This is a genomic window from Streptomyces sp. NPDC020875 (genome assembly GCF_040641415.1).
GTDB lineage: Bacteria > Actinomycetota > Actinomycetes > Streptomycetales > Streptomycetaceae > Streptomyces.
This window is the reverse complement of sequence record NZ_JBFADP010000008.1, coordinates 1-18,739: the sequence shown is the minus strand read 5'-3', so window position 1 is coordinate 18,739 and position 18,739 is coordinate 1. Positions and strand designations below refer to the sequence as shown.

The window sequence follows — 18,739 nt, the reverse complement described above, 5'->3', positions numbered from 1 at the left end:
CGGGGCGGAACGGGTACGGACGGTCACTTCTCGGCGAGCCGCCGCGACAGCGCCTCCTGGACCGGCGGAGGCAGCAGATGGGAGACGTCCCCGCCCCAGGCCGCGACCTCCTTGACCAGGCTGGAGGAGAGAAAGCTGTAGGTGGGGTTGGTGGGGACGAAGAGCGTCTCGACGCCCGAGAGTCCGTTGTTCATCTGGGCCATCTGGAGTTCGTAGTCGAAGTCGCTGACGGCCCGCAGCCCCTTGACGATGGCGGGGATGTCCCGTTCCTTGCAGAAGTCCACCAGCAGGCCGTGGTGGGATTCGACGACCACGTTCCCGTAATCGCCCGTCACCCGGCGGATCAGTTCCATCCGCTCCTCCACGGTGAACAGGCCCTGCTTCGACTTGTTGATCATCACCGCGACGTAGACGACGTCGTACAGCTTGGAGGCGCGGGCGATGATGTCGAGGTGTCCGTTGGTGATCGGGTCGAACGACCCGGGACAGACTGCGCGGCGCACTGGAAGTCCCTCGCTCTCCGGTCCGGTCATGAAGCGTCTTCGCACTGGGATGCCTCGTCGCAGACAGAGGCGGCGCGACCGTACCAAAACGTTCCCTCGCCGTAGCGACGGGACCGCAGTGGTTCGAAACCCGGCGGCCAGCGGAAGGTTCCGCCTCTGGTGCTCCGTTCCACGGTGACGAGGGCGCCGTCCGCAAGCCACCCCCCGGCCAGGAGTGTGAGCAGGATCTCCCGAAGATCATCGTCCCCGACCGCGTAGGGCGGATCGAGGAAGACGGCGTCGTACGGGGCACCGGGCACGGGCCCGGCGACGAGCTGTTCGGCCCGGCCGGTACGGACCTCGGCGCCCGGCAGCCCCAGGACGCGGACGTTCTCCCGGACCACCCGGGCGGCCCGGGCGTCGGCCTCCACCAGCAGGGCGTGGGCCGCGCCCCGGGAGAGCGCCTCCAGACCGACGGCGCCGGAGCCCGCGTACAGATCGGCGACCCGGATCCCGTCGACCGTACCCAGCAGGGACTGCCAGGTGGAGAAGAGCCCTTCCCGTGCCCGGTCGGAGGTGGGGCGGGTACCGGTGCCGGGCGGTACGGCGAGCCGACGCCCGCCGGCCGTACCGGCGATCACGCGGGTCATCTCGGTCCTTGTGGTCGAAGCGGTCGGTCGGGTCGATCGGGTCGGTCGATCGGGTCGGCCGGGGTGGGGCCGGATCCGGGCGGATCGCTCGGGAGCACGGCCGCCGCGATCATTCTCTCAGCTCCCGGCCGCCCACCGCGCGCCCGCGCCCCGGCCCGCGGAGGGCCCGGACGTACGGCCCGCGGACCGCACGCGCCGCCGGGCCCTACGGCTCCGGACGCGCCCCGGAGCCGTACGGGGCCCGCCCCGGCGGTACGGCGCCGGGCGCGGCTCAGCCCTTGTCCAGATAGCGCTCGCGCTCCGCGTCCAGCAGCGCGTCCAGCGCCGTCCGCAGCTCGGGCAGTCCGGACAGCTCGGGATCGGCGGCGACCACGGCGACTGCTTCCTCCCGGGCCGCCGCGATGACCTCCTCGTCCTCGATGACGGCGAGCATCCGCAACGAGGACCGGACCCCGGACTGCGCCTGGCCCAGCACATCGCCCTCACGGCGCTGTTCGAGGTCGATCCGGGACAGCTCGAAGCCGTCGAGGGTGGCGGCCACGGCGCCCAGTCTGGCCCGGGCGGGGCTCGCCTCCGGGGCCTCGGTGACCAGCAGACAGAGCCCGGGGGCCGAGCCCCGGCCGACCCGGCCGCGCAGCTGGTGGAGCTGGGAGACGCCGAACCGGTCCGCGTCCATGATCACCATCGCGGTGGCGTTGGGGACGTTCACCCCGACCTCGATCACGGTCGTCGCCACCAGGACGTCCACCTCGCCCGCGGCGAAGCGGCGCATCACGTCGTCCTTGTCGTCGGGGGGCATCCGGCCGTGCAGCACCTCGACCCGGAGTCCGGCCAGCGCGCCCCCCGCCAAGTCGGCGGCGACGTCCAGCACGGCCAGCGGAGGCCGCTTCTCGGCCGCGTCGGCGCCGCCGTCGGCATCGGTCGCGCTCTTGCCCTTCGGCTTCTCGTCGGCCTCGTCACCGATCCGGGGACAGACCACATACGCCTGATGGCCCTTGCCGACCTCCTCGCGGACCCGTTCCCAGGCGCGGGCGAGGAAGTGCGGCTTGTCCCGGGCGGGCACCACATGGCTGGCGATCGGCGACCGCCCGGCGGGCAGCTGGTCGAGGACGGAGGTCTCCAGATCGCCGAAGACGGTCATCGCGACGGTCCGCGGGATGGGGGTGGCGGTCATCACCAGCAGATGCGGCGGCTGTTTCCCCTTGGAGCGCAGCGCGTCCCGCTGCTCGACCCCGAACCGGTGCTGTTCGTCCACGACCACCAGACCGAGGTCGTGGAACTTGACCTTGTCCTCGATCAGGGCGTGCGTACCGATCACGATCCCCGCCTCGCCGGTCACCAGGTCCAGCAGGGCCTGCCGCCGGGCCGGGACACCCATGGAGCCGGTCAGGGCCACCACCTTGGTGCCGTGCTCGGCCCCGCCGAGGAGTCCGCCCTCGGCCAGCTCGCCCATCATCTCCACGATCGAGCGGTGGTGCTGCTGGGCCAGCACCTCGGTGGGCGCGAGCATGGCCGCCTGGCCGCCCGCGTCCACGACCGCGAGCATCGCCCGCAGCGCGACCAGTGTCTTGCCGGAGCCGACCTCGCCCTGGAGCAGCCGGTGCATCGGGTGTTCGGTGGCCAGATCGTCGAAGATCTCGGCGGTCACCTTCCGCTGGCCCTCGGTGAGGGTGAACGGCAGCCGGGCATCGAAGGCGGCGAGCAGCCCGTCCGCCGGGGCCCGGCGGGCGACCGCGGGGAGCTGGGCGTCCGCGTACCGCCGCCGGGCCAGCGCGACCTGGAGGACGAATGCCTCGTCCCATTTCAGCCGGGCCCTGGCGTCCTCGACATCGGCTTTGGTCCGGGGCCGGTGCACTTTCAGCAGCGCCTCGGGCAGCGGTACGAAGCCCCGGCCCTCGCGCAGCGCGTCGGGCAGCGGGTCCACCGCGTCCCGGGCCCTGGGCAGTACCGCGTCGACCGCCTTGGCGATCTTCCACGACTCCATGCCCTTGCAGGCCGGGTAGATCGGGATGAGGGCGCCGGCCCAGGACTCCACGGCCGCGTCGTCTCCCCCGGCGGCGCCCGGCTCCCCGTACGCGCCGCCCCCGCCCTCGGCCCCTCCGCCGGGTTCGGCACCCAGCTTGGCGTAGGTGGGGTGGGCGAGCTGGAGTCTGCGGTTGAAGACCGAGACCTTCCCGGCGAACATGGCCCGGCTGCCGGGCGGCAGCTCGGACTGCGGCTTGTGGACACCCCGGCCGAAGAAGACGAGCTGGAGCCTGCCGCTGCCGTCGGTGATGGTCAGCTCCAGACGTTTGCCCCGGCCGCCGTTGAAGGTGTGCACCCGGGAGTCGGCGACCTGGGCGACCACGGTCACGTCCTCGTCCAGCGGCAGCTCGGAGAGACGGGTCAGCTGGCCCCGCTCCTCGTACCGCCGGGGGTAGTGGTGCAGCAGATCCCCGACGGTGTGCAGGCCGAGCTGCTCGCCGAGCACCTTCGCGGTGGCGGGGCCGAGCGTCTTCTTGAGGGGTTCACTCAGGACGGACACATCGTCCATTGCACACCACGGCACCGACATCCGGGTCCGCGACCGTACGGGACGGCCCTCACTCCACCCCGATCAGCAGCGGGCTGGTGCCCGGTCCCCCCTGGTAGACCACGGTGTCCACGGCCAGATACGCCTCCCGGACGTGCCGCTCCAGGCGGGCGGCCGTCGCCGGGCCGTCCGGCAGGTCCCCGGAGAGGACGAGGGTGACCAGCTCGCCGCCCGCCGCCAGCATCCGGTCCAGTACGGCGACCGCGGTCTCGGCGACGTCCTGGCCGATGACGGCGACGTCCCCGTCGATCAGGCCGAGGACGTCCCCGGCCTGGCAGACCCCGGCGCTGGTCCACGACCGGTGCTCGGCGACCGCCAGTTCCGCGTGCCGGGTGGCCCCGGCCGCCGCCGTCATCGCCACCACGTCCTCGTCGAACCGGCGGCCCGGCTCGTGGACCGCGAGGGCCGCGATGCCCTGGACGGCGGCGCGGGTGGGCACGAGGGCGACCCTCACCCCTTCGGTACGGGCCTGCTCGGCCGCCGCGGCCGCGGTGTGCCGCAGTTCGGCGGAGTTCGGCAGCAGCACCACTTCCCGGGCGTGGGCCCGGCGGATCGCCTCCACCAGCTCCCCGCTGGCGGGTGGCTCCCCGGGGCGGGCCAGCAGCGGCGTCGCGCCCGCCTCCGCGCAGAGCGCCGCGAGACCGTCACCGGGGACGACCACCACGACGGCCCGCTGGACCTGCTCCGGTACGGGTCCCGGGCCGGACCCGGTGAGATGGGTGATCCGGATCCGGTGCGGACGGCCCGCCTCCACACCCGCCTCGACGGCGGCGCCCGCGTCGTCGGTATGGACGTGGATGTTCCACAGCCCGTCGCCGCCCACCACCACCAGGGACTCCCCCAGGGCGTCGAGCCGGGCCCGCAGCCGGGCCACGGCCGGGTCACCGGCCTCCAGCAGATAGATCACCTCGAACGCCGGACCGCCGTCGCCGCACTCCCCGGGACCGGCCGGGCCGACCGCGGCGACCGGGACGTGGGAGCGGGCGGGCACCGCGGGCGACTCCCCCGTCAGCGCCGCCACCAGGGCCCGCAGTACGGCCAGCAGGCCCCGGCCGCCCGCGTCGACCACGCCCGCCCGGCCCAGCACGTCCAGCTGGCCCGGGGTCGCGGCCAGCGCCGTACACGCGCCGTCGTACGCCGCCCGGGCCGCGCCGGCGTCCCCGGACCCGCCGCCGTCTCCCGCTTCCGCCGCGGCCGAGGCGGCGGCCGAGGCGGCGGCCGAGGCGGCAGCCGAGGCCACGGTCAGGATGGTGCCCTCCACGGGGTGGGCCACGGCCTCCCGGGCCAGTACGGCGGCCCGGTCCAGCGCCTCCGCGAGCCCGGCGCCCGCGCCGACCCGCTCCGCGACCCCGCGCAGCAGCTGGGCCAGGATCGTGCCCGAATTGCCCCGGGCGCCCAGCAGCGCGCCGTGCGCCATCGCCCCGATCACCGCCGCCGTCTCCGGTACGCCGCCGTCCGGGTCCGTCGCCTCGTGCGCGGCGAAGACCGCCTCGACGGCCGTCACGGCCGACTCGACCGTCAGATAGAGATTGGTACCGGTGTCACCGTCCGCGACCGGATACACATTGATCGCGTCGATCTCCTCGCGCTCCCGGCCCAGCGACTCCAGCGCCCCCGCGCACCAGACCCGTACCGCTGCGGCGTCGAGTTTCTGCGGCACCTGGGGGTCCTCCTCCGTCGTGGGCTCGTCCGCTGCCGGGCACGCGCGGTCCCGGGCGGGCCCGGTCGGCGGGGTCGCACCGCAGGGTAGACCCCGTCCGCCGGTGGGGCGGGGGGCGGGGGCGGGGCGGGCGGACATGGTAGTTTCATGGAAAGGACGAAGCCGTTGTATGCTGCTCCGGTTGCCTGATGAAAATCAGGCCGTCCATCTCCCGGCAAAGCCACCGAGTCAGTTACTGATTTCCGGCACGCCGGAATTCACTGTACGTGCATCTGAAGTCTTTGGAGTGACCCGTGGCTGCCAACTGCGACGTCTGCGGCAAGGGGCCGGGCTTCGGCAACAACATTTCGCACTCGCACCGCCGTACGTCTCGTCGCTGGAACCCGAACATCCAGCGCGTGCGTGCCGTGGTCGGTCGGACGCCGAAGCGGCTCAACGTCTGCACCTCGTGCATCAAGGCCGGCAAGGTCTCGCGCTAACGCGGATGCTCCGTCGCTAGCGCAGCCCTCCGGTTGCCTTTACCCCGGGCGGGCCCACCTCACCAAGGTGGGCCCGCCCGGGGTTTTTCCCATGCCGCGACCATGCCGCCTGGGCCTTCCCCGGCGGCCCCGCGCCCAGCGACCTGCTGTTGTTCACGGTCCGCGGCCCGTCTGTGGCTGGTCGCGCAGTTCCGCCCCCTATGCCTTCGGCAATGGGGGGACCCCCAGCGCCTTGGCCCTCCGTGGCACCGCCCGAACTACCCGGGTCCCGCCCGGCGACCCGATGTTGTCGGCGGTCTGCCGACCATGCGTGGCTGGTCGCGCAGTTCCGCCCCCTATGCCTTCGGCAATGGGGGGACCCCCAGCGCCTTGGCCCTCCGGCGCATCGCCCCAATACCCGAGTCTCGCCCGGCGACCCGATGTCGTCGGCGGTCTGCGGACCGCCGGTGGCTGGTCGCGCAGTTCCCCGCGCCCCTAAAAGCTCTCCCCGGCGCCGACCCTGAAAAGGGACCGCCCCACCAACGAGGGCCCGCCTCTTACCGAGGGCGGTCAGCAGGGCAACCAGGGGCGCGGGGAACTGCGCGACAAGCCACAGACGGCCGTCAGACCGCGAACGAGCTTCAGTAGCCGGGCGCGGCCCGGGAAGGCGAGGCGCTGGAGGTCCTCCAGCGCCCATGGCAACGGCGCGGCGTCGTGAGAAGGGGGCGTCAGGGCAGGGTGACGCCGTGGTGGACGGGGCCCACCCCGCCGCCGAGAGGGAATCCCGCCAGGATCGCCGCCGTCACATACGTCTTCGCCGCCGCCACCGCCTCCGGCACCCCCAAGCCCTTCGCCAGCCCCGCCGCGATAGCCGACGCCAGGGTGCAGCCGGTGCCGTGGGTGTGGCGGTTGTCGTGGCGCGGGGCCCGCAGCCAGTGCTCCGCCGTGCCGTCGGTGAGCAGATCGACCGCGTCGCCCGCGAGGTGGCCGCCCTTGATCAGCGCCCAGCGGGGCCCGTACTCCAGGATCGCCCCGGCGGCCCGGCGCATTCCCTCCTCGTCGTCGACGACGATTCCGGTGAGCTGGGTCACCTCGTCCAGGTTGGGCGTGGCGACGGTGGCCAGCGGCAGCAGTACGCCGCGTACCGCGTCGAGCGCCGATTCGGCGAGCAGGGAGTCGCCGTGTTTGGAGACCCCGACGGGGTCGACCACGACCGGCGCCGCCACGTCCGCGAGCAGGGCGGCGACGGTCTCCACGAGCCGGGCGGACGCCAGCATGCCGGTCTTCACGGCCTGGACGCCGATATCGTCCACGACGCTGCGGTACTGGGCCCGGACGGCTTCCTCGGGGAGTTCCCAGACCCCTTGGACGCCGAGGGAGTTCTGGGCGGTGATCGCGGTGATCACGCTCATGCCGTGGGTGCCGAGGGCGAGCATGGTCTTGAGGTCGGCCTGGATTCCGGCGCCGCCGCCGGAGTCGGATCCGGCGACCGTCAGGACCCGGGGCGGCGCGACCCGCGCGCCCGGTCCCGTACCGCCGCCGCCCGGCCGCGCGCCGGGGATCAGGCCGCCCGGCACCACCGCGCCCGAACCCGTATCCGCACCCGTGTCCGTGTCCGTGTTTGCGTGCATGCGCTTCCCCGCCCCTCTCATGACCCGTCCCCGAAGTGGTCCCAGCCGCTTCCGCCGGTCCACGGCAGTCCGTCCACGGTGACCTGCGGCGCCGCCGCCGGGCGGAGCACCTCGCCGATCACCTTCCAGCGCGCGGGGAGCTTGGTGTCGGCCGGGAAGGTCGCGACGATCGCGTGGTCCTCTCCCCCGGTGAGCACCCACTGCACCGGATCGACCCCGACGGCCTGTCCGATGTCGTTCATCTGGCCGGGGATGTCGATCGCCCCGGAGCGCAGATCGATCCGTACCTTGCTGGCCTCGGCGATATGCCCGAGATCGGCGATCAGCCCGTCGCTGACGTCGCACATCGCGGTCGCGCCGAGCCCGGCGGCGGCGGGCCCCGCGTGGTACGGGGGTTCGGGCCGCCGGTGGGCCTCGACGAAGGCGCGGGGGGACCGGAATCCCCGGGACAGTACGGCGTGACCGGCCGCGGACCAGCCGAGCCAGCCGGTGTAGGCGACGACGTCACCGGGCCTGGCGCCGCTCCGGGTGACGGGTTCGTGGCCGCGCAGATCGCCGAGGGCCGTGATGGCGAGGGTGATCAGCTCGCCGCGGACGACGTCGCCGCCGACCACGGCCGCGCCCGCGACCTGGCTCTCGTCGCGGATGCCGTCCATGAGTTCGGTGGCCCAGGTGACGGGGAGGTCGGCCGGGACGACCAGACCGAGCAGCAGGGACGTGGGTACGGCGCCCATGGCCGCGATGTCGGCCAAGTTCTGCGCGGCGGCCTTGCGTCCGACGTCGTACGCCGTCGACCAGTCGCGGCGGAAGTGCCGCCCCTCCAGGAGTACGTCGGTACTCGCCACGACCCGCCGGTCGGGCGCGGCGACGACGGCCGCGTCGTCACCGGGTCCGATCCGGACCGCGGGGGTGGAGGTGAGCCGGGAGGTGAGCTCTTTGATCAGGCCGAACTCTCCCAACTCGCCCACAGTGCCCTTCACCCGAGTCTCACCTCTCCGTCGTCCCGCCGGACCACCCGGCCGGTCTTTCGTACTGTGCCGGATCACGCCGGGCGGGGCCGCCCGGCGCCCCCGCCACCGAGCGGTCGCGACCCGCCGGGCCGCTCGGTACCGTCAAGGGATACGTCAATGTGCGCTCGACCCGCGCCACACTACGGACGCCACCCGGCGCGCGGGTCTCCCCGTCGCCCGCGGCGACGCGATACCGTGGCGTCCCTTTCTCCCCCCTGGGGTTTCCCCGCCCGGGGCGCCGAGGGCGCCGATGACACCGTCGAACGGGGAAGCGGACCCAGGGCCGCCCAGGAGGTTCCGTGGTACAGGCGTACATCCTGATTCAGACCGAAGTGGGCAAGGCGTCGGCCGTCGCCGAGACCATCGGGAAGATTCCGGGAGTGATTCAGGCGGAGGACGTCACGGGTCCCTACGACGTGATCGTGCGGGCCCAGGCCGACACCGTGGACGAGCTGGGCCGCCTGGTGGTCGCGAAGGTCCAGCAAGTGGACGGCATCACCCGTACCCTCACCTGCCCGGTCGTGCACCTGTAGCCCCCGTCTACCCTGGGGCGGTGAATTCCGCCCGTCGGTCCCGTTCCCGCCAGCGCGTTCCCGCGCGTTCCCGCCGCGCGATCCCGGCCCTTCCGCTCGCCCTGTCCGCGGCCGTGCTGTTCACCGTGTCCGCGTGTACGGCGGACCGGCCCGAGGTCGCCGTCCCCCGCCCCGAGGCCGAGGAGTCGGCGGTCTGCGAGGCACTGGACGGGGCGCTGCCGGAGACGGTCGGCGGACAGGACCGTTCCGACCCCGAGCCCGCGTCGGCGCTGACCGCCGGCTGGGGTGACGCGGCGATCGTACTGCGCTGCGGGGTGCCGCGGCCCGAGGGGATGAGCGATCCGGCGGCGCAGGGCATCGAGGCGGAGGGCGTCGGCTGGCTGCTGGAGGAGACCGACGGCGGTACGCGCTTCACCACCACGTTCCGCGCGGCCTATGTGGAGGTGTCGATGGACGAGCGGTACGCCCACGACTCCACGCCGCTGGCGCAGCTCGCCGACGCGGTGAAGGAGACCGTACCGGCCACGATCGACGTCCCGTAGGCCCCGCGTCCCGGCTTCCGGTTCCCCGGCGGATCCGGCGGCCGTCGGGCCCGTCGGCCGGGCCCGGGTTCGCCGGGCCCGGGTTCGCCGGGCCCGGTACGGGCCGTCCGCCCCGGCGCCCTCGCCCCGGCCCGGTACGGTCCGTCAGCGCAGGCCGGTGGAGCGGCGCAGCGCGGCGCCGATCAGCCGGTCGATCAGTTCGGGGTACGAGACCCCGGTCTCCTGCCACATCCGCGGATACATCGAGATCGGGGTGAACCCGGGCATGGTGTTGATCTCGTTGATCACGAACCGGCCGTCGTCGGTGAGGAAGAAGTCGGCCCGGACCAGGCCCTCGCAGCTGGTGGCCTCGAAGGCGGCGACGGCCAGCCGCTGGACCTCGGCGGTCTGCTCCTCGGTGAGGTTCGCCGGGACGACCCCGTCGGCCGAGTCGATGTACTTGGCCTCGAAGTCGTAGAACTGGCCGTCCTGGTCGACCAGGATCTCGGCCGGGACGCTGGCCCGCGGCCCGTCCTCGAACTCCAGCACTCCGCACTCGATCTCACGGCCCCGGACCATCGCCTCGACGATGATCTTGGGGTCGTGGCGGCGGGCCTCCTCGATCGCGGCGTCCAGGCCGTCGGCCGAGGTGACCTTGCTGATCCCGATCGACGAACCGGCCCGGGCGGGCTTCACGAAGAGCGGCCAGCCGTGGTCGTCGGCGAGCCGGAGGAGCCGCTTGCGGGCGGCGCCCTGGTCCTGCTCCCACTCGCGGGGGCGGATCACCTCGTACGGGCCGACGGGCAGCCCGTAGGAGACCAGGATCCGCTTCATGTACTCCTTGTCCTGCCCGACGGCGGAGGCGAGGACGCCGGAGCCGACGTACGGCACCCCGGCCAGCTCCAGCAGGCCCTGGATGGTGCCGTCCTCGCCGTAGACGCCGTGCAGTACGGGGAAGACGACATCGACCTCGCCGAGCGTCTTGGGGACGGCCCCGGGCTCGCTGTAGACGAGTTCGCGGTTGCCCGGCTCGGCGGAGAGCACCACGGCGCCGTCGGCGCCGTCGGTCAGCTCCGCGACTTCGGGGGTGCGCCGGTCGGTGATGGACATCCGTTCCGGATCGTCCGCGGTCAGCACCCAGCGGCCGTCGACCGTGATGCCGACCGGGATGACGTCGTACCGGGTCCGGTCGATGGCCCGCAGCACGGCACCGGCGGTGACCGTGGAGATCCCGTGCTCGGAGCTGCGCCCGCCGAAGACGACGGCCACCCGGGGCCTGCGGCCCTGCTGATCGGAGGTCTGGGGGAGGTTCTGGGTGCTCATATCGCCCTGAGACTACCGTGCGAACCGTCATCCGCCAGGGTCGGCACGGGACCGGGATCCACCGCTGCGGGTCCCCCGGGAGGGTCGGGGCCCGGTGCGGGGGGATCCCCCGTAGCGGTACGGTCCGTTCCGCTCAGCCCGACGCGGGCCGGGGCGCGGGGAGTTCGGCCCGCGGGCCCGGCTCCGTGCGGGCACCGGGCCAGCCGGCCCGGGCCCGGCGCCGCCGCTCGGGCCGGGCGCGGGACGCCGTACGACCGGACGCGGGAAGGGTCCGTACGGCCCCGGACGCGCGGAGTCCGGGGCGTCGGACGACGACGGCGGCGACGCCGGTCGGTCAGCGGCGTTCGGGCTTGGCGCTGCGGGACATCAGTTCCTTGAGCGCGACGGCGGGCGGTTTGCCCTCGTGGACGATCCCGACGACGGTCTCCGTGATGGGCATGTCGACGCCGTGCCGCCGGGCCAGGTCGAGTACCGACTCGCACGACTTGACGCCCTCGGCGGTCTGCTTGGTGACCGCGATGGTCTGTTCCAGCGTCATGCCCTTGCCGAGGTTGAGCCCGAAGGTGTGGTTCCGCGACAGGGGCGACGAGCAGGTCGCCACCAGGTCGCCGAGACCGGCGAGCCCGGAGAAGGTCAGCGGGTCGGCGCCCATGGCGAGACCGAGCCGGGTGGTCTCGGCGAGGCCGCGGGTGATGAGGGAGCCCTTGGCGTTGTCGCCGAGGCCCATGCCGTCGGCGATCCCGACGGCGAGCCCGATGACGTTCTTCACGGCGCCGCCCAGCTCGCAGCCGACGACATCGGTATTGGTGTAGGGGCGGAAGTAGCGGGTGTGGCAGGCGGCCTGGAGGCGGCGGGCCACCTCCTCGTCCCGGCAGGCGACGACCGCGGCGGCGGGCAGCCGCCGGGCGATCTCCCGGGCGAGATTGGGTCCGGTGACGACCGCGACCCGCTCCGCGGGCACCCCGGCGACCTCCTCGACGACCTGGCTCATCCGCTTGGTGGTGCCGAGTTCGACCCCCTTCATCAGGGAGACCAGCACCGTCTCGGAGGGCAGCAGGGGCGCCCAGGCGGCGAGATTGCCGCGGAGCGTCTGCGAGGGCACGGCGAGCACGGTGAAGTCGGCGCCGTCCAGCGCCTCCGCCGGGTCGGTGGTGGCCCGCAGCCCGGCGGGCAGCTCGATACCCGGCAGATAGTCGGGGTTGGTACGGGTGGTGTTGACGGCCTCCGCCAGCTCCGGGCGGCGCCCCCAGAGGGTCACCCGGCAGCCCGCGTCCGCGAGCACCGTACCGAAGGCGGTCCCCCAGGATCCGGTCCCGAAGACGGCTGCCTTGACGGGCCGGTCGGCGAGGTGGGCCGATTGTGTCACTGCTGTCCTTCCCCTGCGGCCTTGCGCCGCTGTTCTGCACGGGCCGTGCTGTGGTCCCACGGCTGCCGGGGCGCCTGTTCGCCGCGGATCTCCTCCAGGAGCGCCGTGATGGCGCCCATGATGACCTCCGTGGCCTCTTTCAGCACCTCGGGCGTGGGCTCCAGATCGTAGAACCCGCTGAGGTCCACCGGCGGTCCGGCCTGCACGATCAGGGTCTTCCGGGGGAAGAGCCTGATCTTCTTCTCCTCGGCGTACGGCGGCATCACCAGGTTCGCACCCCACTGGGCCACCGGGATCACCGGGACCCTGGTCTCCAGGGCGATCCGGGCGGCACCGGTCTTGCCCGCCATGGGCCACATACCGGGGTCCCGGGTGATGGTGCCCTCCGGGTAGAAGGCGACGCACTCGCCCTGTTCGATGGCGCCCACGGCGGCCCGGTAGGCGTCGAGGGCGTTGTTGGATTCCCGGTAGACGGGAATCTGCCGGGTGCCCCGGAGCATCATCCCGACGAACGGGGTCCGGAAGAGGGGGGCCTTCGCGAGAAAGCGCGGTACGCGTCCGGTGTTGTACTGGAAGTGCGCATACGAAAGCGGGTCGAGATACGAGTTGTGATTGACCGCGGTGATGAATCCGCCGTCGGCCGGAATGTGTTCCGCGCCGCGCCAGTCCCGTTTGAAGAGAACGAGCAGCGGCGGTTTGGCGATGACCGCCGCCAGGCGGTACCAGAAGCCGATTTTTCGGCGGGACACGCGGACATCCTCTCCCTCTGCGGACGCGTACGAGACCGGACGGACTCGCCGGTGAGCGGGCCTTCGCCCGGAAGGCGGGGATCAAGTGTCGCCCCGGTCCCACCGTCTGTCGAGGACACCGTACGCCCCGGTGATCGCACCGGATCCCGTCCTGTCACAGGGCTCGGCGACAATGGGGGGCCGTTACACACGGACGGAGAGCCGACCTGGACAGCGACGCGCGGACCACCTGGTCCCTGGTGGTCCCCCTCAAGCCCCTTGCCCTGGCGAAGAGCAGACTCTCCGGTGCCGTCCCGGACGCCGCCCGGCCCGGTCTGGTGCTGGCGTTCGCGCAGGACACCGTGGTCGCGGCGCTGAACTGCGAAGCCGTACGGGATGTGGTCGTTGTCACGGACGACCCCGAGGCCGGGTCACGGCTGGCGGCGCTGGGAGCCCTGATCGTGCCCGACGAGCCGGGCGCCGGACTCGACGCGGCCCTGGCACACGGCGCCCGTACGGTACGGCGCTCCCGGCCCGGCGCGCCGGTCGCCACCCTGAACGCGGATCTCCCGGCGCTGCGGTCCCCGGAATTGTTCCGGGTCCTGGCCGAGGCCGCCCGATTCCCCCGGTCATTTCTGCCGGACGCGGCCGGAGTGGGAACGACAATGCTCGCCGCTTCGGAAGGCGCCGAATTGCGTCCCGCATTCGGCGGCGCTTCCCGCCGCCGCCACCGGACGTCGGGAGCGGTGGAGCTGCGGCCGGGGCGCGTGGACTCGGTACGACGCGACGTGGACACGGCGGCGGACCTCGAAGCGGCCCTCCACCTGGGCGTCGGCCCCTTCACCCGCGCCCGCCTGCGCATGACCCCGACCCCGTCGTTTCCAGGGGCGGATCAGCGGGAGTAAGAGCCCGGCTCCGGGGCCGGGCTCCTCCTCAGGGGTGGGGAGGAGGAGAGCGTTCAGGGGCGCTGGGGGTCCCCCATTGCCGAAGGCATAGGAGGCGGAAGTGCGCGACAAGCCACCGACGGCCCGCGGGCGGCAACGCACCGCGGGCACCGCGGCGCAGCGCCGCGCGGGGCCCGGGGACCGGTCGACGCGGAAAGGGTCTCCAGGGGCGCGAGCCACAGCGGCAGGCGACTACGCTGCGGGTATGCAGGCGACCTCGTACACCTACGATCCCGAGACCCGGGCCGGCAGCGTGCTGCTGGACGACGGCACCCCCGTGGAGTTCGGCTCCGACGCCTTCGACGCGGGCGGGCTGCGGCTGCTGCGCCCCGGTCAGCGGGTGCGGATCGAGACCGAGGGCGAGGGCGCCGGGCTGCGGATCACCCTGGTGACGCTGCAGACCTTCTGACCACCTGGAACATCCGGTACGGAACACGCCGCGGGCCGGGCTCCCCGAGGGGAGCCCGGCCCGGCGCGTGAGTGGCCCGTGCGGCGGGTGCCGCTTACCGTGGCGGCCTCGGCGGCCGTCCCGGTCCCTACCGCTTGCGTGCGGTGGTCTTCTTGGCGGTGGTCGTACGGGCCGTCGCCTTCTTCGCCGGGGCCTTCTTGGCGGTGGCCTTCTTGGCCGGGGCGGTCTTCTTGGCCGTCGCCTTCTTGGCGGGCGCGGCCTTCTTCGCCGTGGTCTTCTTGGCGGCTGCCTTCTTGGTGGTCGTCGCCTTCTTGGCCGCGGTCTTCTTCACCGCCGCCTTCTTGGCGGGTGCCGCCTTCTTCGCCGTGGTCTTCTTCGCGGCGGCCTTCTTGGCGGTGGCCTTCTTCGCCGCGGCCTTGGCCGTCGTCCGGGTGGAAGCGCCGCCCGAGAGGCTGCCCTTGGGCGCCTTCTTCACCGAGACCTCGCCGCCGCGCGGCAGCTTCTTGGCCCCGCTGACCAGGTCCTTGAAGCCCTGGCCCGCGCGGAAACGCGGAACGGAGGTCTTCTTGACCCGGACCCGCTCACCCGTCTGGGGGTTGCGGGCGTAGCGGGCCGGGCGTTCGACCTTCTCGAACGAACCGAAGCCGGTGACCGAGACCCGGTCCCCGCCGACGACCGCGCGGACGATCGCGTCGAGGACCGCGTCGACCGCGTCGGCGGCCTGCTGACGGCCGCCGAGCTTGTCGGCAATCGCTTCTACGAGCTGCGCCTTGTTCACGTCTTCCCCTTCGGAGACATTGCCGGACCGAATCTGTCCAGGCTTTTTCGCACGTTAGGCAGATATATACCGCAAATCAAACACGAAACGGGCTAATCACCCTAGTGCCGCAATGAAGTCGACCGCTCATGTCGCCGCATGTCGCTCCTTCACGTGCCGGATGTTCAGTCGCCTTCGGGGAATCGGCGCTCGTCGATGTCCCGCATCAAGCGGTCCAGACGCCGTGCCGCGTCCGGGAGATCGTGCTTCGCCGCGGCCGTGATGACCAGCAGCTTCCGGGAGAGGGCCACCTTGGTGCCCTCCGGGACTTGCAGTGCGCGCACCACGGTGTGCGCTTCCTTCAATCGGGCCGCGACCACCTCGTACAGGTCGAGTTGGCTGTCGCGTTCCATGCACCGATTGTGCCATCTGGGGCGAGTTGTCGCCCGGCGGGGCCTCAACAGACGACTGCGCCCCCCACCGGACGGTGGGGGGCGCAGTCGGGGATAACCGCTGATCAGACCCGATCAGACCTGAACAGTGGACGGTTTATGGGCGGGCCGCGAGGACTCGTAGGCCGCGATGTCCGCTTCGTTCTGAAGGGTGAGGCTGATGTCGTCCAGCCCGTTCAGCAGCCGCCAGCGGGCGTTCTCGTCCAGCTCGAACGGAGCGGTGAGACCGGCCGCCCGGACCTCGCGGGTCTCCAGGTCGACGGTGACCTCGGCGGTCGGGTCGCTCTCCGTCAGCTCCCAGAGCGCGTCCACGGTCTCCTGCGGGAGCACCACGGTCAGCAGACCGTTCTTGAGGGAGTTGCCGCGGAAGATATCGGCGAAGCGGGCCGAGATCACGGCCTTGAAGCCGTAGTTCTGGAGGGCCCAGACGGCGTGCTCGCGGGAGGAGCCGGTACCGAAGTCGGGGCCCGCGACCAGCACGGACGCCCCGGCGCGCTCGGGCCGGTTCAGTACGAACTCGGGGTCCTTGCGCCATGCCTCGAAGAGGCCGTCCTCGAAGCCGTCCCGGGTGACCTTCTTCAGCCAGTGGGCCGGGATGATCTGGTCGGTGTCGACATTGCTGCGGCGCAGCGGGACGGCCCGGCCGGTGTGGGTGGTGAATGCTTCCATGGCTGATCAGACTCCAGCGGGCGTACGGGCGGCGTCGGACAGGTCGGCCGGGGCGGCCAGCCGGCCCACGACGGCGGTGGCGGCGGCGACCTGCGGGGAGACCAGATGCGTCCGGCCGCCCTTGCCCTGCCTGCCCTCGAAGTTGCGGTTGGAGGTGGACGCGGAGCGCTCACCGGGCGCCAGTTGGTCGGGGTTCATGCCCAGGCACATCGAACACCCGGCGTGCCGCCATTCGGCGCCGGCCGTGGTGAAGACCTTGTCGAGGCCCTCCTCGACGGCCTGCAGGGCGACCCGGACCGAGCCGGGGACGACTAGCATCCGGACGCCGTCGGCGACCTTGCGGCCGTCCAGTACGGCGGCGGCGGAGCGCAGGTCCTCGATCCGGCCGTTGGTGCAGGAGCCTACGAAGACGGTGTCCACCCGGATGTCGCGGAGCGCCTGTCCGGCGTCCAACCCCATGTACTCCAGGGCCTTTTCCGCGGCGAGCCGCTCCGAAGCGTCCTCGTACGAAGCCGGGTCGGGGACGTTCGCGGAGAGCGGGGCGCCCTGGCCGGGGTTGGTGCCCCAGGTGACGAACGGGGACAGCTCGGCGGCGTCGATGACGACCTCGGCGTCGAAGACGGCGTCGTCGTCGGTGCGCAGCGTCCGCCAGTAGGCGACGGCGGCGTCCCACTCGGCGCCCTCGGGGGCGTGCGGGCGGCCCGCCAGGTAGTCGAAGGTGGTCTGGTCGGGGGCGATCATGCCCGCCCGGGCCCCGGCCTCGATCGACATATTGCAGATGGTCATCCGGGCCTCCATCGAGAGCTTCTCGATGGCGGAGCCGCGGTACTCCAGGACGTAGCCCTGGCCTCCGCCGGTGCCGATCCGGGCGATGATGGCCAGGATCAGGTCCTTGGCGGTGACCCCGTCGGGCAGCTCGCCCTCGATGGTGATCGCCATGGTCTTCGGCCGGGCCAGGGGCAGCGTCTGGGTCGCCAGTACGTGCTCGACCTGGGAGGTGCCGATGCCGAAGGCCAGCGCGCCGAAGGCGCCGTGCGTGGAGGTGTGGGAGTCGCCGCAGACCACGGTGGTGCCGGGCTGGGTCAGGCCCAGCTGCGGGCCCACCACGTGGACGACGCCCTGCTCGACGTCGCCGAGCGGGTGCAGCCGTACGCCGAACTCGGCGCAGTTGCGCCGCAGGGTCTCCAGCTGGGCCCGGGAGACGGGGTCGGCGATCGGCTTGTCGATGTCGAGGGTGGGGGTGTTGTGGTCCTCGGTGGCGATGGTCAGGTCGAGCCGCCGGACCTTGCGACCGCCCATCCGGAGGCCGTCGAACGCCTGGGGGCTGGTCACCTCGTGCAGCAGGTGCAGATCGATGTAGAGGAGGTCGGGCTCGCCCTCGGCGCGCCGGACGACATGGTCGTCCCAGACCTTCTCCGCCAGTGTCCTACCCATCGGCTTCCCTCCGCCCGGCCACGGTGCCGGCGTTCCTAGACATCAGGTGCGGACCCGCAGAACCCGGCCCGCCTCTACAGACTGGCGGGTTCTCCGGAAAATTGAACTTGCGTTTCACAGTGTGAGACGCGAATATCGTTTCATGGACAACTCTAGCGGCGTCGGCGTTCTCGACAAGGCGGCTCTGGTTCTGAGCGCACTGGAGTCCGGTCCGGCCACCCTCGCCGGGCTGGTCGCGGCCACCGGACTGGCCCGGCCCACCGCCCACCGACTGGCCGTGGCACTGGAACACCACCGGATGGTGGCGCGGGACATGCAGGGGCGCTTCATCCTCGGGCCGCGGCTGGCCGAGCTGGCCGCCGCGGCGGGCGAGGACCGCCTGCTGGCCACGGCCGGGCCGGTACTGACCCATCTGCGCGATGTGACCGGCGAGAGCGCCCAGCTCTACCGGCGCCAGGGCGATATGCGGATCTGTGTGGCGGCGGCCGAGCGGCTGTCCGGACTGCGGGACACCGTTCCGGTCGGCTCCACCCTCACCATGAAGGCCGGTTCCTCGGCCCAGATCCTGATGGCCTGGGAGGAGCCGGAGCGGCTGCACCGCGGCCTCCAGGGTGCCCGTTTCACCGCCACGGCCCTCTCGGGCGTACGGCGCCGGGGCTGGGCCCAGTCCATCGGCGAGCGGGAGCCGGGGGTGGCCTCGGTCTCCGCGCCCGTCCGCGGCCCGTCCAACCGCGTGGTCGCCGCCGTCTCGGTCTCCGGACCGATCGAGCGGCTGACCCGCCACCCCGGCCGGATGCACGCCCAGGCCGTGATCGACGCGGCGGGCCGGCTGAGCGAGGCCCTGCGCCGCAGCGGCTGACCGGGCGCCGGGCGCCCCGGGCCCGTCGCCGCTCCCCCACCTCCGAATTTGTACCGTCCGCCGCCCGCCCCGCTCCCCGTCTCCCGTGCCCGGAACGCCCGCCGTCGCGTCCCGGCCGCCCGAGGCGGGGAGTTCGCCGTCGGGGGCGGCGCGGGGCCGGGGGCGTCCGGGACCACGCAGAACGAGAGAAGGCCCTCCGCGCTGACGCGGAGGGCCTTCTCTCAACGTACCCCCGACCGGATTCGAACCGGCGCTACCGCCTTGAGAGGGCGGCGTGCTAG

General features: G+C 72.7%; 19 protein-coding genes. 6 read left to right on the top strand and 13 right to left on the bottom strand.

Annotation, left to right across the window (positions count from 1 at the left end):
• Positions 1 to 23: 23 nt before the first annotated feature.
• The 4 genes from coaD to AB0G74_RS06530 form a co-directional block, all read right to left on the bottom strand.
• Positions 24 to 503: a pantetheine-phosphate adenylyltransferase gene (gene coaD / locus AB0G74_RS06545; RefSeq protein ID WP_361141387.1), complete on the bottom strand. Its 480-nt coding sequence runs from the start codon at positions 501 to 503 to the stop codon at positions 24 to 26.
• A 26-nt stretch (positions 504 to 529) separates the two neighbouring features.
• Positions 530 to 1,132, bottom strand: coding sequence for a 16S rRNA (guanine(966)-N(2))-methyltransferase RsmD (gene rsmD / locus AB0G74_RS06540; protein ID WP_361141385.1), 603 nt, complete (start codon positions 1,130 to 1,132; stop codon positions 530 to 532).
• Positions 1,133 to 1,403: 271 nt separating this feature from the next.
• Positions 1,404 to 3,665: an ATP-dependent DNA helicase RecG gene (gene recG / locus AB0G74_RS06535; protein WP_361141383.1), complete on the bottom strand. Its 2,262-nt coding sequence runs from the start codon at positions 3,663 to 3,665 to the stop codon at positions 1,404 to 1,406.
• 49 nt (positions 3,666 to 3,714) lie between these two features.
• A complete protein-coding gene (locus AB0G74_RS06530) occupies positions 3,715 to 5,364 on the bottom strand; it encodes a DAK2 domain-containing protein (RefSeq protein WP_361141381.1) in 1,650 nt (549 codons plus the stop codon).
• 293 nt (positions 5,365 to 5,657) lie between these two features.
• Here AB0G74_RS06530 and rpmB point away from each other — a divergent pair, with 293 nt between their 5' ends.
• A complete protein-coding gene (gene rpmB, locus AB0G74_RS06525; protein WP_003957616.1) occupies positions 5,658 to 5,843 on the top strand; it encodes a 50S ribosomal protein L28 in 186 nt (61 codons plus the stop codon).
• Between the two features lie 707 nt (positions 5,844 to 6,550).
• On the opposite strand, the gene thiD is transcribed toward rpmB, so the two are convergent.
• Positions 6,551 to 7,453: a bifunctional hydroxymethylpyrimidine kinase/phosphomethylpyrimidine kinase gene (gene thiD, locus AB0G74_RS06520; RefSeq protein WP_361141379.1), complete on the bottom strand. Its 903-nt coding sequence runs from the start codon at positions 7,451 to 7,453 to the stop codon at positions 6,551 to 6,553.
• Positions 7,454 to 7,470: 17 nt separating this feature from the next.
• Positions 7,471 to 8,433 carry a thiamine-phosphate kinase gene (locus AB0G74_RS06515; RefSeq protein WP_361141377.1) on the bottom strand — a complete coding sequence of 321 codons (963 nt, stop codon included), beginning with the start codon at positions 8,431 to 8,433 and terminating at the stop codon, positions 7,471 to 7,473.
• Positions 8,434 to 8,762: 329 nt separating this feature from the next.
• Between AB0G74_RS06515 and AB0G74_RS06510 the strand changes: the two genes are divergently transcribed.
• Entirely contained in the window at positions 8,763 to 8,996 is a 234-nt protein-coding gene (locus AB0G74_RS06510; RefSeq protein WP_358825111.1) for an Lrp/AsnC ligand binding domain-containing protein, read from the top strand.
• Positions 8,997 to 9,097: 101 nt separating this feature from the next.
• Positions 9,098 to 9,538 carry a DUF3515 domain-containing protein gene (locus AB0G74_RS06505; protein WP_361141557.1) on the top strand — a complete coding sequence of 147 codons (441 nt, stop codon included), beginning with the start codon at positions 9,098 to 9,100 and terminating at the stop codon, positions 9,536 to 9,538.
• A 144-nt stretch (positions 9,539 to 9,682) separates the two neighbouring features.
• On the opposite strand, the gene AB0G74_RS06500 is transcribed toward AB0G74_RS06505, so the two are convergent.
• From AB0G74_RS06500 to AB0G74_RS06490, 3 genes are all read right to left on the bottom strand, one after another.
• Positions 9,683 to 10,840 (bottom strand): D-alanine--D-alanine ligase family protein, encoded by a 1,158-nt coding sequence (locus tag AB0G74_RS06500; protein ID WP_361141375.1) that lies wholly within the window; start codon positions 10,838 to 10,840, stop codon positions 9,683 to 9,685.
• 334 nt (positions 10,841 to 11,174) lie between these two features.
• Positions 11,175 to 12,206 (bottom strand): NAD(P)H-dependent glycerol-3-phosphate dehydrogenase, encoded by a 1,032-nt coding sequence (locus AB0G74_RS06495; protein ID WP_361141373.1) that lies wholly within the window; start codon positions 12,204 to 12,206, stop codon positions 11,175 to 11,177.
• Positions 12,203 to 12,955 (bottom strand): lysophospholipid acyltransferase family protein, encoded by a 753-nt coding sequence (locus AB0G74_RS06490; RefSeq protein ID WP_361141372.1) that lies wholly within the window; start codon positions 12,953 to 12,955, stop codon positions 12,203 to 12,205. The genes AB0G74_RS06495 and AB0G74_RS06490 overlap by 4 nt, the downstream gene beginning before the upstream one ends.
• Before the next feature lie 239 nt (positions 12,956 to 13,194).
• On the opposite strand from AB0G74_RS06490, the gene cofC reads away from it, so the two are divergent.
• Together cofC and AB0G74_RS06480 are read left to right on the top strand one after the other, a co-directional pair.
• Complete coding sequence (gene cofC / locus AB0G74_RS06485) at positions 13,195 to 13,839, top strand: 2-phospho-L-lactate guanylyltransferase (protein WP_361141370.1); 645 nt, start codon at positions 13,195 to 13,197, stop codon at positions 13,837 to 13,839.
• A 244-nt stretch (positions 13,840 to 14,083) separates the two neighbouring features.
• Positions 14,084 to 14,287 (top strand): hypothetical protein, encoded by a 204-nt coding sequence (locus AB0G74_RS06480; RefSeq protein WP_361141368.1) that lies wholly within the window; start codon positions 14,084 to 14,086, stop codon positions 14,285 to 14,287.
• Positions 14,288 to 14,414: 127 nt separating this feature from the next.
• Here AB0G74_RS06480 and AB0G74_RS06475 read toward each other — a convergent pair whose 3' ends face one another.
• The 4 genes from AB0G74_RS06475 to leuC all read right to left on the bottom strand — a co-directional run bounded on the left by AB0G74_RS06475 (position 14,415) and on the right by leuC (position 17,599).
• On the bottom strand, positions 14,415 to 15,065 hold the full coding sequence (locus AB0G74_RS06475) for an HU family DNA-binding protein (protein ID WP_361141366.1): 651 nt from the start codon (positions 15,063 to 15,065) through the stop codon (positions 14,415 to 14,417).
• Positions 15,066 to 15,229: 164 nt separating this feature from the next.
• Complete coding sequence (locus tag AB0G74_RS06470; protein WP_358825103.1) at positions 15,230 to 15,457, bottom strand: hypothetical protein; 228 nt, start codon at positions 15,455 to 15,457, stop codon at positions 15,230 to 15,232.
• 114 nt (positions 15,458 to 15,571) lie between these two features.
• On the bottom strand, positions 15,572 to 16,165 hold the full coding sequence (gene leuD, locus AB0G74_RS06465) for a 3-isopropylmalate dehydratase small subunit (RefSeq protein WP_361141363.1): 594 nt from the start codon (positions 16,163 to 16,165) through the stop codon (positions 15,572 to 15,574).
• A gap of 6 nt (positions 16,166 to 16,171) precedes the next feature.
• Positions 16,172 to 17,599, bottom strand: coding sequence for a 3-isopropylmalate dehydratase large subunit (gene leuC / locus AB0G74_RS06460; RefSeq protein WP_361141361.1), 1,428 nt, complete (start codon positions 17,597 to 17,599; stop codon positions 16,172 to 16,174).
• 142 nt (positions 17,600 to 17,741) lie between these two features.
• Here leuC and ndgR point away from each other — a divergent pair, with 142 nt between their 5' ends.
• Positions 17,742 to 18,458 (top strand): IclR family transcriptional regulator NdgR, encoded by a 717-nt coding sequence (ndgR, locus tag AB0G74_RS06455; protein WP_058942291.1) that lies wholly within the window; start codon positions 17,742 to 17,744, stop codon positions 18,456 to 18,458.
• The last annotated feature ends 281 nt before the right edge of the window (positions 18,459 to 18,739 follow it).

Bases quoted from the DNA above. Each gene is read 5' to 3' on its own strand.
- ndgR (WP_058942291.1), top strand. From the start codon at position 17,742: ATGGACAACTCTAGCGGCGTCGGCGTTCTCGACAAGGCGGCTCTGGTT.
- leuD (WP_361141363.1), bottom strand. From the start codon at position 16,165: ATGGAAGCATTCACCACCCACACCGGCCGGGCCGTCCCGCTGCGCCGC.
- thiD (WP_361141379.1), bottom strand. From the start codon at position 7,453: ATGCACGCAAACACGGACACGGACACGGGTGCGGATACGGGTTCGGGC.
- AB0G74_RS06500 (WP_361141375.1), bottom strand. From the start codon at position 10,840: ATGAGCACCCAGAACCTCCCCCAGACCTCCGATCAGCAGGGCCGCAGG.
- AB0G74_RS06480 (WP_361141368.1), top strand. From the start codon at position 14,084: ATGCAGGCGACCTCGTACACCTACGATCCCGAGACCCGGGCCGGCAGC.
- recG (WP_361141383.1), bottom strand. From the start codon at position 3,665: ATGGACGATGTGTCCGTCCTGAGTGAACCCCTCAAGAAGACGCTCGGC.
- leuC (WP_361141361.1), bottom strand. From the start codon at position 17,599: ATGGGTAGGACACTGGCGGAGAAGGTCTGGGACGACCATGTCGTCCGG.
- rsmD (WP_361141385.1), bottom strand. From the start codon at position 1,132: ATGACCCGCGTGATCGCCGGTACGGCCGGCGGGCGTCGGCTCGCCGTA.
- AB0G74_RS06470 (WP_358825103.1), bottom strand. From the start codon at position 15,457: ATGGAACGCGACAGCCAACTCGACCTGTACGAGGTGGTCGCGGCCCGA.